At 52.9% G+C, this 15200-nt stretch carries 14 protein-coding genes and 4 tRNA genes; 8 read left to right on the top strand and 10 right to left on the bottom strand.

Translation table 11 applies throughout. The annotated features are described in order from the left end of the window. The first annotated feature begins 268 nt into the window (after positions 1–268). Both panD and H522_RS0100440 read left to right on the top strand, forming a co-directional pair. The gene (gene panD, locus H522_RS0100445) at positions 269–658 is read left to right on the top strand and encodes an aspartate 1-decarboxylase (RefSeq protein WP_026960794.1); all 390 of its coding nucleotides are present in this window, start codon (positions 269–271) and stop codon (positions 656–658) included. A 130-nt stretch (positions 659–788) separates the two neighbouring features. Beyond that, positions 789–876 (top strand) — tRNA-Leu (locus tag H522_RS0100440). A 322-nt stretch (positions 877–1198) separates the two neighbouring features. Here H522_RS0100440 and H522_RS0100435 read toward each other — a convergent pair. Next, entirely contained in the window at positions 1199–1756 is a 558-nt protein-coding gene (locus H522_RS0100435) for a recombinase family protein (protein WP_026960793.1), read from the bottom strand. A 985-nt stretch (positions 1757–2741) separates the two neighbouring features. Between H522_RS0100435 and H522_RS22430 the strand changes: the two genes are divergently transcribed. Next, entirely contained in the window at positions 2742–3551 is an 810-nt protein-coding gene (locus tag H522_RS22430; protein WP_081411728.1) for a hypothetical protein, read from the top strand. A 43-nt stretch (positions 3552–3594) separates the two neighbouring features. Continuing rightward, complete coding sequence (locus H522_RS0100415; protein WP_081411727.1) at positions 3595–4683, top strand: prenyltransferase/squalene oxidase repeat-containing protein; 1089 nt, start codon at positions 3595–3597, stop codon at positions 4681–4683. A 310-nt stretch (positions 4684–4993) separates the two neighbouring features. Here H522_RS0100415 and H522_RS21690 read toward each other — a convergent pair whose 3' ends face one another. The 4 genes from H522_RS21690 to H522_RS16605 form a co-directional block, all read right to left on the bottom strand. Beyond that, a complete protein-coding gene (locus tag H522_RS21690; RefSeq protein ID WP_281173056.1) occupies positions 4994–5338 on the bottom strand; it encodes a thioredoxin family protein in 345 nt (114 codons plus the stop codon). Between the two features lie 582 nt (positions 5339–5920). Then, positions 5921–6220: a hypothetical protein gene (locus tag H522_RS16615; protein ID WP_051343540.1), complete on the bottom strand. Its 300-nt coding sequence runs from the start codon at positions 6218–6220 to the stop codon at positions 5921–5923. Positions 6221–6978: 758 nt separating this feature from the next. Next, a complete protein-coding gene (locus tag H522_RS16610) occupies positions 6979–7332 on the bottom strand; it encodes a thioredoxin family protein (protein WP_051343539.1) in 354 nt (117 codons plus the stop codon). 12 nt (positions 7333–7344) lie between these two features. Beyond that, positions 7345–7845, bottom strand: a complete 501-nt coding sequence (locus H522_RS16605; protein ID WP_051343623.1) for a low molecular weight protein-tyrosine-phosphatase — start codon at positions 7843–7845, stop codon at positions 7345–7347. 630 nt (positions 7846–8475) lie between these two features. Between H522_RS16605 and H522_RS0100390 the strand changes: the two genes are divergently transcribed. The 4 genes from H522_RS0100390 (at position 8476) to H522_RS0100370 (ending at position 9116) form a co-directional block, all read left to right on the top strand. Then, positions 8476–8676, top strand: coding sequence for a YozQ family protein (locus tag H522_RS0100390; protein ID WP_026960791.1), 201 nt, complete (start codon positions 8476–8478; stop codon positions 8674–8676). A 195-nt stretch (positions 8677–8871) separates the two neighbouring features. Then, a tRNA-Phe gene (locus H522_RS0100380) sits at positions 8872–8947 on the top strand. A 16-nt stretch (positions 8948–8963) separates the two neighbouring features. Continuing rightward, a tRNA-Gly gene (locus H522_RS0100375) sits at positions 8964–9038 on the top strand. A gap of 4 nt (positions 9039–9042) precedes the next feature. After that, a tRNA-Cys gene (locus H522_RS0100370) sits at positions 9043–9116 on the top strand. 94 nt (positions 9117–9210) lie between these two features. Here the strand turns inward: H522_RS0100370 and H522_RS16600 are convergent. From H522_RS16600 to H522_RS0100345, 5 genes are read right to left on the bottom strand one after another with little or no spacing between them, the layout of a single operon-like run. Then, positions 9211–10482 (bottom strand): ATP-grasp domain-containing protein, encoded by a 1272-nt coding sequence (locus tag H522_RS16600; RefSeq protein WP_051343538.1) that lies wholly within the window; start codon positions 10480–10482, stop codon positions 9211–9213. Positions 10483–10506: 24 nt separating this feature from the next. Beyond that, positions 10507–11838 (bottom strand): UDP-glucose dehydrogenase family protein, encoded by a 1332-nt coding sequence (locus H522_RS0100360; protein ID WP_026960790.1) that lies wholly within the window; start codon positions 11836–11838, stop codon positions 10507–10509. 34 nt (positions 11839–11872) lie between these two features. After that, complete coding sequence (locus tag H522_RS0100355; protein ID WP_026960789.1) at positions 11873–12826, bottom strand: NAD-dependent epimerase/dehydratase family protein; 954 nt, start codon at positions 12824–12826, stop codon at positions 11873–11875. After that, the gene (locus H522_RS0100350) at positions 12823–13974 is read right to left on the bottom strand and encodes a glycosyltransferase family 4 protein (RefSeq protein ID WP_026960788.1); all 1152 of its coding nucleotides are present in this window, start codon (positions 13972–13974) and stop codon (positions 12823–12825) included. The genes H522_RS0100355 and H522_RS0100350 overlap by 4 nt, the downstream gene beginning before the upstream one ends. Next, positions 13971–15068 carry a CotS family spore coat protein gene (locus tag H522_RS0100345; RefSeq protein ID WP_026960787.1) on the bottom strand — a complete coding sequence of 366 codons (1098 nt, stop codon included), beginning with the start codon at positions 15066–15068 and terminating at the stop codon, positions 13971–13973. Before H522_RS0100345 ends, H522_RS0100350 begins: the two co-directional genes overlap by 4 nt. Positions 15069–15200 lie beyond the last annotated feature (132 nt).

The following is a 15200-nucleotide window of genomic DNA, read 5'->3' as shown; positions in this document are numbered from 1 at the left end:
CCCCCTTTTATGTATGTTGTAAGCTTCGTACCCAAGCTTTAAGTATACCGCAACGGCTCGCACACCGTTTGGTTATCGGCGCCCCCTAGGAAGCATGCAAAATAGCGTCGGAATATGAGCGAGGGAACGTGGATAATGGGAGCTTCCGGCACATTTCCGAATTCAACTACAAGATCCACGGCAATCCGTTCCGATTTTCCTATACGTTTTCTCTTTTCATTGGACGCAGCGTCTCGTATAATCGCAACTGGGTGAAGGGGGCAAAAACATGTTTCGGACGCTGATGAAGTCCAAAATCCATCGCGCGACCATTACCGAAGCAAACTTGAACTATGTAGGCAGCATTACGATTGATCGTCAACTCGCCGAACAGGCGGATCTACTAGAAAACGAAAGAGTCCAAGTGGTCAATATCAACAACGGCAGCCGATTAGAAACTTATGTTATTTACGGTCCTGCAGGCAGTGGCTGCATTGAGTTAAACGGAGCCGCAGCGCGGCTGGGTCAAAAAGGCGATTTGGTCATCATCATCTCCTATGGCGTATACAGCGAACAAGAGGTCAAGGAGCATCAACCCACGGTCATCTTGGTCGATGACCAAAACCGTCCTGTAAAAGCGTTGACAGAACGCGCTGGGCAGACCGTGGAATCGCTTTGACGGCGGCTTTCATGAAGCCCCGGAATATCACCCACTTTCCCTACGTAACCAGAATGTCACCGGCTTTCGCCGTATCACCGGATTGACTTTTTCGTGCAGGGACTGGTACACTAAGCAGGAATATTTGTGAGCCGGGATGGCGGAATCGGCAGACGCAGCAGACTTAAAATCTGCCGGGCCAAAAGCCCGTGCGGGTTCGAGTCCCGCTCTCGGCACCAAACCGCATCATTACAGCGTTTTTCACCGTCTGGAGCAGGCTGATCATTCAATCCGGGATCAGTCTGCTTTCACTATAGTGGTCCCAGGAAACTGAACAAGCAAAAGGGGGCCATTTAAGCTACACTATGGGCATGCGAAAACTTTACTCATCTTCATTCGGTTCAGATGATAGGACAACACAAGAACAAGGTTATCGCAGGATCCACAGGCAGAACCATACACACCTAAGAGCCTAAGAGCCATCGCGACAGTACTGATGACTTACGCAGGTTGGAGTATGGCACGGTGTTAGCGCAGAGTGTATCGAAGTATGCAGGGTTATTAAACATTGCTGCGTTTCTTGATATATCTGTATAACGTGGTCTTGCTCACTCCTGTGGCCTTCGTGATCTCGGTGATGCTGTACTGTTTGCTGTCGTACATTTTGAGTGCCAATTTCACTTTGTCCTCAGCTTTTCGCGGTCTGCCACCCTTGCGTCCCCGGGCTCTTGCGCTCGCTAATCCCGCCTTGGTCCGTTCTCGAATCATGTCACGCTCGAATTCGGCCAGGGCAGCGAAAATCGTGAACACGAGTTTTCCGGTTGCCGTCGAGGTATCAATACTCTCCTTCAGAGACACAAAGTGGATGTCTTTCTCCCCGAACCCAGATATCAAATCAATCAGATGCTTCGTACTGCGCCCTATGCGGTCGAGCTTCCACACGACAACCGTATCTCCAGGACGCAGGTATTTGAGCATTTCATCCAGTTGTGGGCGATCACGTCGTTCTCCGCTTATTTTCTCTTGAAAGATCCGCTCAGCTCCATATTGCTGAAATGCATCAATCTGCAGATCCAGGTTCTGATCTTCGGTGGACACGCGTGCATAGCCAAAGATCACAACATCACCCCGTCAATATCGTACCAAAAAGGTGAATATGGTCGATAAAAAAACGTTGATAAAGGGACGGGTTCTGGTACTGGTTAGGACGGGGTTTCTTGTAGGAAAAAACTGTGAGTAGGGGTAGTATCAAAAACGGGCGTTTTTGGTTCCTTCGGATAGACTCTTGAGCCGTATTTTCATTCGCTAACGCCGTGACTTGTCGAGAAAAAGGGGCGAATTTTCTAGGACATGTACCCTGTAACAGGACAATCCCTAAAACATTAAATGGCATCGGAAAGTCAATACCGACGGAGGGGGGGGAAGTTTAATGTACGGGGTCTTTGGTGGCTACACCCGTTGGGCCGTGGTGTTCCTGATTATCTTCGTATTGTTCTTTTTGCTCGTTCCGGGTTACGGCGGCGCAGCTGGATACTAACCCATCTGCTGGTCTGTAAACACTTTTCAATGATGGAAGGACGTGAACCAACTATGTACGACGGTGGCGCTTTTGGAGGATTCACCCGCTGGGCGGTCGTATTCTTGATCATTTTCGTGTTGTTTATCTTGCTTGTGCCTTATGGAACGGCCACTACTTGCACCACAACTCCTGTCTATTAAGTTCGCAACCGACTGCACATCCCGTTTCGTTAATCGATATGGGAGGTGCAGTCCCGTTTTGATTTGATAAAGTCAAACAGAAAGTTTCTCTTTCGGAGGAGAGGGAGCGACCGTGTGCAATCGACTGGATTGCGTCAACAACATGGGAAAATGGGTACACTTCCAAACCCAATGGGGAACGCATCGGGGCATTGTTACCGATGTCAACAATCGTGCGGTCCTGATTCGGGTTCAATTTTGCTAATTTTAGCCCGATGACTTTCATCAGAATGCTGTGGGTTGCCGAAAGCTGGGTTTTGGGTTAAACGCCGACAAGCTGCCTCCTTGTCCCAGAATACACTTGAACGTATCGGTGAATCTACGGTCGCGTGTAAGGGATGAGGGCATGCAGATGAATTCGACAGTAATCGGTACACAAAGAGGTACTCTCGATTTCACAATTCATCTGGCTGCAAAAAGGTTGATGGAGAGCCAAAATGCGGGCGGCTTTTGGTCGGATTGCTTTGACACTGGGGCCATGCCAGATGCACAAACAGCAATTTGTCTATACCTATTGGGCGTAGACGATCCAGAGTGGACCTCTTCACTCCTATCACGTATTCTATCCACCCAGAGGCAAGACGGATCGTGGGGTGTCTATCCTGAGGATGGAGGGGATTTGTCCACCAGCGTGGAGTGCTACTATGCGCTGCAATTGTATGGATGGTGGAGAAATCACACGGAAGAGCAACGTCTCGCACAAGAGTTTATCCTTCGACGTGGCGGTATGAAACGGTGTCGAAACTTAACCAAAACGATTCTCGCCATAGGTGGAGAAATTCCTTGGTCCTGGCTACCATCGCCACGACTGTATCTGCTTTTATTCTCCGATTGGTTTCCCATTTCCATCTGGGATGTTGTGACGTTCACACGTCTGCATATTGTGCCCATGCTTATACTATCGTCTTTCAGATATGTGGCAAAAGGTGCGACTACACGTGTTCTTGACGGCTTACTGACGCCCCGGCAAAGGCGATTTGCACTGTCTCGAAACCAAGCCGACGGCGGGCGGCAACCATCGTCGACGATGCTTCGGCGGCTTTCTCGGTGTATACATTGGATGATGGATAAACGGGAAGAGGACGGCACGGCCGCAGGATATCACTCATCCACTTTTCTCGTCATTTTTGCTTTGTGTGCCTTGGGTATGAGATAAGTCACTCAGAAATTCAGTCTATGCTACAGGCCATGCGCAATCGTTGTATTCGGATCCGCAAACGAGATATTGTCACCAACAAACCTGTGATGCCCATGTATGGAATACGGCTTTGGCCGTCAAGTCATTACAGATATGCGGGAGATCGCCGCAGTCTTCGACGATTCGGAAGGCTGCCAAATACTTGATTTCAAAACAACATCACACAGTTGGTGAATGGGTCATTAAGAACCCGAGCCAACCAGGCGGCTGGGCATTCTCAAGTAATAACACCACACATCCCGATATCGATGACACAGTGGCTTGCCTTGAAGCGCTGTTCCCATTTCGAGCGGAATATGAACAGTCTTGGTGGAAGGGCGTTGATTGGTTGCTCGGCATGCAGAACCGGGATGGGGGATGGTCGGCGTTTGAGAAAGACTGTAATAAACGCTGGCTTGAATGGATTCCCGCCAATGATATGAAAAGGACCATGTACGATCCGTCGACGCCGGATATCACCGGAAGGGTGGTAGAATTTCTGATTCGCTACCGGGTCTTGTCTTTGAACTGCGAAAAGATAGAGAGGGCCATTCAATGGCTACGCAGGCATCAAGAGACGGATGGTTCGTGGTTTGGTCGATGGGGCACGACCTACATTTATGGTACCTGGTGCGCCGTGAAGGCACTGGTAGCCGCGGAGATTTCAAGCCGAGATCGAACGATGCAAAAGGCGAAGGAATGGCTGCTCGGCATCCAGCATACAGACGGGAGTTTCGGTGAATCCTGCCAGAGCGATCTCCAGGGGCGGTTTGTACCGCTGCCGGAAGGGTTGCCAACCCAAACCGCATGGGGCCTGGATACACTTTTGTATCTATTCGAGATTGAGGAGAGTCGAACAGAGCGACAACGCTTACAAAGTGCTTGTGACCGGGCTGCAAACTGGTTGCTGCGGAGTGCCGATAACGGAATCTGGTATGAAGAAATGCCGACAGGTTCCGCATTTCCGGGGGCGCTTCACATCCGTTATCACATTTATCCAAGAGTGTGGCCGCTCATTGCTCTGAACCATTATCGGTCAGCATCTTCTCTTTTTGCTCTGAAAGGGGGTGAAACAGATGCTAGATCCGAGGCTTCTGAATACGTTCCGTAGTAGAATCGCAAATCCAGTGTATTGGCGGCGTACACATCGAATTCTTCGTTCCTACAGCCGCCATCACTTAGCGACACCGGATGGTGCCGGAGCACTGGTGGATCACTTGTGCAGTGCGTTGAACGTGCGACTAACTCCGGCGCAGAGAACGCATGCTGTAAATTGGATTGTGTCACAACGAATCGATCCGCAACATCCGTGGCACCAAATGCGCATGTGGAGCGTTGTCAGTGGAGTATGAACCGACTCGACAGATGACCAGCAAAGAGGCTGTCCCCTTCCCCATCTTATGATGGGTTTTGGGGCAGCCTCAGGTTGGGGCGTATACGCCGGCTTCGACCATGGATATATGAGACGGCTGTGAGTCCAGGCTGGCCTCACAGGTTTGTACGGCCCTGACCCAGGCCTTCAGCTGGTCTTTGGAGCGGTAGCCGGTGACTTGGTCCACGACCACTCCATCGCGGAACAGGACGAGGGTCGGGATGGCCATCACGGCAAAGCTTTCGGTGGTTTGTGGATTCTCATCCACGTTGATCTTCGCCACCTTCAGCGTGTTCCCATACTTAGGCTCGAAGGCTTCCAGCACCGGAGACATCATCTTGCAGGGTCCGCACCACGGCGTCGCATGCCTACAACTTTTCGATTGTATGTCCATATAAAAGGACCCGAAATCCGCGCCATTGCGCAATCCGGGTTCTTGGCATGAGCCTATGATAGAGGTGTAACTGTCGAAGCCGAGGTTTATAGGGTCACCGTTTACGGCTCCCGCCGTGCGGGGTAGGGTCTTCCTGGTTTCAAGCATAACTGTCACTGCATGCCTCTCCCTCTACACCGGAGGATTCTTCCGTGCTGCCCTTCCAGATTCTTCACACGTTCCATGGCCTTCGCCGGTACACACGCGGCTCGGCTTCCTCTTGTCCCTTTCGTAACGATGGACGCAGGGTCTTGCGCCGTCCTACGCGAGTACCCCGCTGACGCTGTAGAACGGCGCTCGTTTGGGCATGTTCGGCCTCCTGAGGGTGTAGCCTGGCTTGCCCCCGGTATAGCGCCGGTTTTCCCGGTATTTTCGCAGGGATAGCGCGCACCCAAAGTTCAGTAAAAACACTACTTGTTTTCCGCAACTTAGAAATACAAAAAACGTGGCGTTCTGATATACCGCGTTTACCTAACAATTCCGAATAAGATAAAGTGTAGATCCGAAAAGTCGAAAATCCTTGTCCGTCTGTGGCTTATGGCATTACCACCAGTAGCGTCCCGCAAGTGCCCCTAGCGTGAACCCAGTGAGTGCACCGAAGCCAAAATAGCCTGCCGGGGAATAAATAGGAGTCGTGTCGACTGGCTGTTGGACCGCAATGGCAAGTTCCGCTAACGACTTCCGTGTCTCTGCGGTCCCGCTGGCTACCACGGGCGCCGAAAGCAGATAAACTCCATTCGGTGTAACGGACTGTAAAATACCTGGGTACTTACGCCCACTTACGTGATGGGCAATCACGGGGCGTCCCACTAACTGGCGTGCAACCGGATATAGCGGGTGCATGATTGACGCCTCCCTCTTATAATCAATAGGCCGTAGTACAGGTTGTCATTGCATATGGAACCAGCAGAATGAACAATACGAAGATAATTAGGAATACAACAGCCCAACGAGTATACCCACCGAACACTCCGTATCCATCGTACACAGACCGTCCCTCCCTTTTTGTGACCTTTTATTAGATACGTCCAAGACAGACATACAGTAACCGACATTTGTCCCTGTGTCGTCGAATTTGAAGTTGAAAACCCTGAAATGACGGTGAGCTGACACAGTAAATGACGCACCGAATGGCACGTCATGTACGGGAATTGTATGATAATGCAACAGCACTGCATAAACGATCACCGCGTTGGTCGGCAAATCTAAAACGAGCTACACACTAATCGGCGTACTGCGTGATCGGAACACAGATATTACCAATTAAAAGAAAAACAAGCGAGTTTATCAGCAAAAAGAATCTATATCAGGCGTCCGAATTATTTACGATTTATTGTGTCCAGTCTATTGACATAGCACCAAGATGAACAAGTTCCATATTCACGCGCATTTGTCCCTAATCGTTAACGGCAAAGAAATGTTTATTAACGGACGACCGTATGCAGGGAACTTAAGGAATATCGTTTTGAAATGGCATGAGGAGATAACATTAGGAAATCGGATCGCACGTTTCTCCCCCAGTTTCATATTTCCTAAACAGTTACCCAAATGATTACATGGATAGCGGTCATGGCCAATATTCAAGTATTCGGGGGAGACTGTTATTTTTCCGTCGTGGAAAATGTGAGTTCTGACCCGAGCAACCACCGGTGGAGATTCTCTACAACCCACATCACCGAATGAAAGGCGTATACCCTATCCTCAGGCTTTCCATGTGACCAAAAGAGCAGACAGGGAACACTTGTAACCTGCCAAGCTTGCGCCAGATGGGGGATCAAATTCAGGTTGCAGCCGTAAACCGTCGGTTTGTTTGGCAGAGCCTCGCAAGCGATATTCACCATTTTCCGCTCCAACTGGCAGGTTCCGCACAATGGGGTATGTAAAAACAGAACCACCCCTTCCCCGGCACTGCCAAGCAGGAAATTCAACGTTGCTTCGTCCACATCCCGGATCACAGGTCGTCCTCCTCAACCTTGTCCATGCGCTTTCCGATTGGACTGGATCCACCCATGTTCTTGGGCCAATAGCTCCAGCAGTCGTGCACAGCCTTTCTGCACTAATGCGTACACCTCGTCAAAATTCCCCGTGTAATACGGATCGGGAACATTTTTGTCGGATACGTCTTCAACCAAGTCCAGCAAACGCAGCACGCGCGCCCTTGGCTGTCGACTGATGCGCCGTATCCCGGCCAGGTTCTCATCGTCCATGGCCACAATGTAATCAAACGTCTCCAAATCGGTGCGGTGAATCTGACGCGCTCTCAACCCTTCCGAGGGAATCCGCTCCCGTTCCAACACAGCGAGGGTTCCATGATGAGGCCGTTCACCGACATGCCAACCGCCAATTCCGGCCGAGTCGACCATCACCTTATCTGCCCATCCTGCCTCCTTTAGCATCTGTCGAAATACCGCCTCTGCCATCGGTGACCTGCAAATATTCCCTAGACAAACAAAAAGGACCCGAATCAACGCCATCTCTCCTCGTCGCGGGCTATGATAGCATACACCGATGTTATCATCGCATAAGCCGCAAAGATTGACAAAGTGATTAGCGTGATCGATCGGTTCCAACGGCTTGTCCGATGCCTCGTCAAGAGACCGCCCGCTTAGGCGGGCGAATCAGGAAGCAGTGCGTTTGTGATACATTTACCGACAGTGACGACGATGGCGATGGTGTCTTCTACGCCGCCTAGCGATAATCAGAGCCCTCTGCCCAGGATCCAGGTGAATAACAATCCGTCTCCGATGCCGATGAGAATGCCTGTGCATGGAGTTTCACCCCCTTCTCGTCCATCCTATGCCATGCACCGAGCATGAGATTGGACCAACTACCTATGTAGCATCGCGCCCACTTGAGGAAACATCCATGACAAACCGATGGCAGACCCGTTCGACGTTCTTTCAAGCATTGCGGGTTATGATCCTTGTTGCGGGCGGGGATACCCCCCTTGCCCTATCCCCTAAACTACCCTTTTCCCTGATACCCGCGGGTTTTCCGTGGGCTTTTTTCTTTAACAGCAATGGCCTGTGCATGAAGAGAAGGGCCATGGGGATACTAACGAAGTCGACCGAACGTCCCATGAAAGGCAGGGATATGAAATGGCATGCAACGACCGCCCGTTGCCAGAGACAAACCGCACTCCGTTCGATGTTCGCGACACGGTTCCTGAGTACAACGGCCTGCTACATCTGGACGACGGGCTCGCTGTGATTCAGCAACAGTTGCGTGACGCCTATACGTCCGGGACGAGTGACGAGTTTACCTCTGGGCGTACCGTGACCGAAATGGACATTGAATGATGGAATGATGAACCCATGGTCACGAGAGCCGCGCATGGAAGATTTTGTATATGCCAGGGCTTCCTACGTCTTCCCTAAGGCTGTCCAAAACCCGAGCCCGGTTCGGGTCATGGACGGCCTTTTGTATGGTCCGTTGCCGTAATGGCTTGACAGGTACGATGACATCCGCTATAGTTATCGGTGTTCGACTTCATTGGCTCGGTAGCTCAGTCGGTAGAGCAGAGGACTGAAAATCCTCGTGTCGGCGGTTCGATTCCGTCCCGAGCCACCATAGATTTATTCGACATGCGGAAGTGGCTCAGGGGTAGAGCATCGCCTTGCCAAGGCGAGGGTCGCGGGTTCGAATCCCGTCTTCCGCTCCAAAATGGCGCCATAGCCAAGTGGTAAGGCAGAGGTCTGCAAAACCTTCATCGCCGGTTCGAATCCGGCTGGCGCCTCCACTTGTCCGTGAGAGAAACACCCGAGGTTTTGAGGGTGTTTCTCTTTCTTTGTCAATATTCCTAGGTCGGTCCGCAAAATTCCCGCGAATTGCGGTTATCCCTTGGCCTTCCCCCTTACCTTATACTTGCCTCGTTTCGATTCCCGATTTTTGAGCTCAGACTGTGTTGAACGAAGGTGGAAGCGAATGCAAGATGCGGCCTTTTCCGCCGCAGACTTTGCCTCTTCCTCATCCTTCGCTACAGCAATGACGTACGCGTACCGCTTACCCATCGACAAAGGAGGCATCAGATACGCGTTTTTATGGGGTTGTACAAACACCTCCCGAATGCCCCGTATTTTTCGGGCACGATGACGGCCCGTGACTTTTTCCAAGTACCCCGGTTCATCAACCGTAAGGTAGCGGGCGTAGCCGACATATCGACTTTGTGGCGTCAAGTCGGGTTCTTCCCCGCAGAGCGAACGGATCGTCTCCTTGGCCAAGTTGATTCCCGTAGTATACTCAATCAGACGGTTCATGGCGGCTCCCGAGATGCGCGGATTCACTTCAATGATACGGCACTTATGATGGCTCCAGCGAAACTCGACGTGAAAAGCCCCCGTTTCCATCCCTGTCCGCTCCCGAATATCGGCAACCATGTCCTCCACCGCCTGCCTCAATTCCGAATCGACGTACGGTCGGATACAGTATCCGGTAACAATAAAGCGTTCGCCGAACGTGATGACTTGTTCGACAATCGCGACGACGCGCGCCTGACCCTCATGCACCAAAACCTCTGCCAAGAATTGCGGCCCAGAGACGTAACTTTCCACCAACAGGTCGTAACCTGGATAGCGGTTCCGCAAGCGGGTCGCGTAGTGCTCAAATTCCGCGGAACTGGATGCAAAAAATACGTCTTTCGATCCGGTCGAGCGTGGCGACTTCACTACCACTGGTAGCTCAAGCCAAAGTTCGATGCGTTTCGAGTCGGCCGAAACCCGTTGAAACGGGATGGAATAGGGGGACTCCCGGAGACATTCACGCAAGGTCAGCTTATCTTGCATCCGTGCAATCGCATTCACCGTCTGATGTGGCAGATTGAACTTTTGCGCGAGCCGCGCCGCCGTCAACACATGCGCATCGGTGAAGCTGATAATAGCACATACGTCGCGACGCTGCATCCGTTCCCGAATTTCATGTTCTACGTGTTCCGTGTCTTGTAAATTCGCCCATACCATGTCATCTACGTACGAAAAAGACTCACGGTTTCGGAGGAAGCTGGGGCGATCCGTCAGCAACACTGTATGCAGTCCAAGCTGTTTCGCCGCCGCGATGGCATCCCGACTGGACCCATGCTTGTTGCAGCCAATAAAAATCAACGTCTTCACCCATCCCCACCTCCTCTTGGCGGCTCAGACGTCGGCAGCCCAAAGGCCTCGGTCATCGCCGTGACTAATCCCAACATATCGAAGCCCGACCTTTTCCACATGCGTCCGGTCCAAGGCGTTACGCGCATCAAACAGCCAATTCCCGCGCATCTGATGTCTGACTTTTTGCCAATCGGCACGGAGAAGTTGCGGCCATTCCGTCACCAGGATAAGGGCATTCGATCCGGCCGCAGCTTGCTCGACCGATGTGGCTACCTTGATGTCTGGATAGATTTTTTGTACACGTTCCGCCCCCATCGGGTCGTACGCCACCACCGTAACCCCTTTTGAGAGCAGCAAGGGAATCAAGCGCAAGGACGGGGCTTCACGTAAATCATCCGTATGCGGTTTAAACGTCAGGCCTAGGATTCCTATCTGCTTTCCGGATAACCCGCCAAGACGCGTTTCGACCAGGTGATAAAACCAATCGACCTGCGTGTCATTGACCGCCTGCACGCGTTCGATAATGGAGAGCTCTACCCCGTACTCGCGCGCAGTGTGCAGCAACGCTCGCACATCCTTCGGAAAACACGACCCGCCATAGCCGATGCCCGCCTTGAGAAAGTGGGGTCCAATGCGCGGATCGAGTCCCATGCCATGCGCCACCTCCGCTATATCGGCACCCAACTCCGTACACAAACGGGCAAGTTCATTGATAAAGGAGACCTTACAGGCTAAAAAGGCATTGCTGGCATATTTAATCATCTCGGCATTGCGTGAGGTGGTCACGAGCCACGGTGCGGACATTCCCTGATACACCTGACGCATGAATGCCAGGGCACGTGGCGAACGGCAGCCAACGACGATGCGCTCAGGCTGCAGTGCGTCCCTAAGGGCCTGCCCTTCGCGCAGAAACTCGGGGTTGGAAACGACATCGAACGGGATTCCCACCTTGCGCTGTTTCAGTTGCCCGCGAATCCATTGTTCCACCCGTTCAGCGGTACCGACCGGCACGGTGCTCTTGATGACAACCACGGTGTACCCGTGCATGCCCCGTCCGAGCCCCTCAGCAACAGCGCGGACGGCAGACAGGTCACACCCTCCGTCCGCCGCAGAAGGGGTCCCAACGGTAACAAACACCACTGTATTATCCGTCATGGCCGCCCGGAGATCCGTCGTAAACCATAAGTGACCCGTCTGCCGGTACTGCTGCACGCGAGATGCCAAACCCTCTTCATAAATCGGTACCTTGCCCGCCTGGAGTTGACGGATTTTTCCCTCATCGATATCGACACAGGCCACCCGATGCCCATTTGCGGCCAACGCGACCCCCGTACATAGCCCCACATAACCTGTTCCCACAACGACAATGTTCACCATCGACACCCCTGTATGCTGCCAAATTGCAATCCTAGAGCCCGTATAATCGCCGCAGGTCCGCAACTTGGCGGGCAATCCCTTCAGCCAGCGTGACGCGGGGATGGTACTTCAAAACCCTTCCGGCCGTGCCAATGTCTGCGAAGGTGTGTGCAGGGTCACCTGGTTGGGATGGTAAATAGGTCCGTGCAGCCGTCAGCGAGCAACAGTCCTCGATGCATGCGATGACATCATTCACGCTGGCCCGGTTTCCACCGCCTATGTTGAAGACATCGCCCGGCTGGCCAGCCTCGACGGCGGCCAAGTTGGCGTCAATGACATCAGAAACAAACGTAAAATCCCGCATCTGTTGTCCATCCCCGTAGATGGTTAAAGGCCTCTGCAACAAAACGGATAAAATAAAGCGGTGTATCGCCATATCGGGCCGCTGCCTGGGACCAAAAACCGTGAAATAGCGAAGCGAAACCACCGGTACCGCGAACGCAGAGGCATACACGCGGCACAAGTGCTCAGCAGCCAATTTCGTCACCCCATAGGGCGAAAGCGGACGCGTCGGCGCTCCTTCGCCGAGTGGCCCGGACATTTCGCCGTAGACCGATGAAGAAGACGCGTAGACGATAGAAGGCCGCAAGGCAGGGGCGATGTTCTTAACGGCATCTAGCAAAAGCTGGGTGACCAGAACGTTGTCCTTTACATAATCTGCGAAGGACCGCCCCCAACTGGTGCGCACGCCAGGCAAGGCCGCCTGATGAAAAACAACGTCCGCCCGACGGATGAATGGATCCCAGTCGAGCGTTCGGAGGTTCTGTTCAATCAAGGTAAAACCCGGATGCGCGGCGACATGCGCCAGGTTTCTTTGCTTAATCCAACGCTCGTAATTACCGGTGAACGCGTCGATGCCGACGACTTCGTACCCCATGTCAAGTAATCGTTCACACAAGTGCGATCCGATAAAGCCAGCGCATCCAGTGACAACCGCTACGCTCATCGTCCGGCCTCCCAGACGCCCAAAAGGTCATCGGCCACACGACGCCAGCGGTAACGCTCTTTGGCCAAGCGGCGTCCCTGTCTGCCCATGACCCTGCGTAACTGACTGTCCCCCAGAAGCTTGCCGACGGTTTTGGCCATTTCCCGTGGATCATCCGGCTGCGAGACCACGTATCCGTTCTCCCCAGGTACAATCACTTCCGGGTTGCCGCCGCGCGCGGTTGTGACGATAGGCAGCCGCGCCGCCATCGCTTCGTAGTGCACGCGGGCCAACGGTTCCTCCCACTGGGAAGGGCAAACAAACACGTCTCCGACCCAAAACCAATGATGAACCTCAGAGGGAGCCACGAATCCGGTGGTGACCACCGGGATTGGACAGCGCTCTGCGAGGGCTCGCACATAGGCGATATAGTCACTGATCTCGTTGTCGCTGTACCATTTCCCGCCAACGAGGACGAGCGCCGTCTTTGGGTGGTGCTTTGCCAGATACCACATCGAGCGCACCAAGATGTCTGCGCCCTTTTTGGGTGAGAGGCGACCCACAAACAAGACCACGTTCCGGTCCTCAATGTGAAATTTGGACTTCAGTTCATGCCTTATCTGTTCGACTTCTTCTAGATTCTTGCGCGGGTTGTAGCGATTCACGTCGACTCCAGAATAAATCGTGCGCAACTGATGAGCGGCCTGCGGATAGTCCTCGGCAATCCGACGACCGACATAATCACTGATGGTCACAATCCGTTCACACGCCTCGATGGCTGCTAAGGCTTCCTTCTTAGTGATTTTGCCGGGCAGAAACATGTCGTTGTGCATACTCAGGACGATGCGCGCATTGGGCGCCTCCTGACGCACCCGTGGTACGAGCCGCGGACGGTTAAAAATATGGATAAGGTCGTACTGTTGACCCGATGCACGCAAGAAATTCAATACGTGTTTCTGATAGACATCGTAGATTTTCCCAGGAACCCGCACATAGCGAACGGGCCCAATGGTTTCGCTCGGGGGTAAGTCTGGGTCTTCGACCCCTAACACCGTGACTTCGTGACGATTGGCTAGATACGGAAGCACGCCATCAATGTACGTTTGAATGGCGCCACCGCGGACCGCTGGTACCGGCAGTTTTTCTGTGACAATAAGCAATACCTTCATGACTCGGACACCCCCAGCCACTTCTGCAGCTCTTTGAGGGCCTGCCATTTGCTTGCCTCGGATTTTTCGACCTGCGCCAGCACAGGCGCCAATTCGGTCTGCATAAATTCAGCGGGACGAAAAACCATCTCTTTCACATTTTTGTAGAATTCATTCGGGAGTGAAAAGTCCACCCAGAGCACTTTGAGGACGTCGGGTTCCACCGGGTTCGCCTCGCGATAGGCTTTGATCATGCCCTGAATCCAATCGACGTTCCAATTCCCAGCATCCTCCATAGTTGAGCTGATCAGCTTGCGCAAGTCGCGAATCGGCAAGTCGTAAGCGACGCCATCCAGGTCAATGATCCACAGCCCCTCTGGCCCCATCTGGCCGTTCGACCAACCATAGTCCTGGTGAGCCAGTCCCCAGGCGGGTTCTCCACGCCGAATCAGTTTGCGGTATGGGGAGGCTTGCAAACGCTTATAAGCTTCTACGGCCTGGGCTTCATATTTATCAACCGCCGACAACAGCGCCTCGCTCCCGGGCACATCCTTGTACACCTGAGCCAAAACGCGAAACCAGCCGATTTTCACCGCCATTTTGTGGTACGTCTGCTCCCACCGATATAAACGGGAAGCATGCACGGCCCGACGGGGCGCAACATATCCTTGGGAACGACGGTGAAACTCACCCAGTCCGTAACAGAGTGCTTGAGCACCCGCCAAATCCACCTTGGAAACCGGTTGGAGGGGTTCAATCCATTCCGTTACAATCCACAATTTCCCGCCTGATTTACTGTACAACCGCCCCATACGGGACTTAATCAAGGTGGGCACGCGAGCCTTGCGATGCACCAGATAGTCCTGAGCGGCCACTGCAAACCGACTCCGCTCAGGATTGCGGTGCAACAGTTTTAGACTGCGCGGCCCTTTATCCGTTTGGAGTTTCCAAATGGCCCCCCCTTTATCGGATTTGGCCGTGATTAACGTCATGTCTTTCACCCGCATATCATACCGAGCGATGACCTTCTCGGCGGCCTTCAGCACTTCTGGAGGAACCGTCATATCCGGATCTGGATAACCTCGGTCTATCCATGGTCCAATGGTGTCTGCCATCCCTACCCCTCCTTTCGAGGTCTGCCCTAGTGTATTGGCGGGTACGGGAGTCGGTACAAGACAATGGACCAGCAAGCGCGCGAATTGGCGAACGTCCAGGCACCTGCTGGGGAGGGGGAAACAGTCAAAGGG

This window comes from Alicyclobacillus herbarius DSM 13609 (genome assembly GCF_000430585.1).
GTDB lineage: Bacteria > Bacillota > Bacilli > Alicyclobacillales > Alicyclobacillaceae > Alicyclobacillus_G > Alicyclobacillus_G herbarius.
This window is presented reverse-complemented; position numbering and strand designations above follow the sequence as displayed.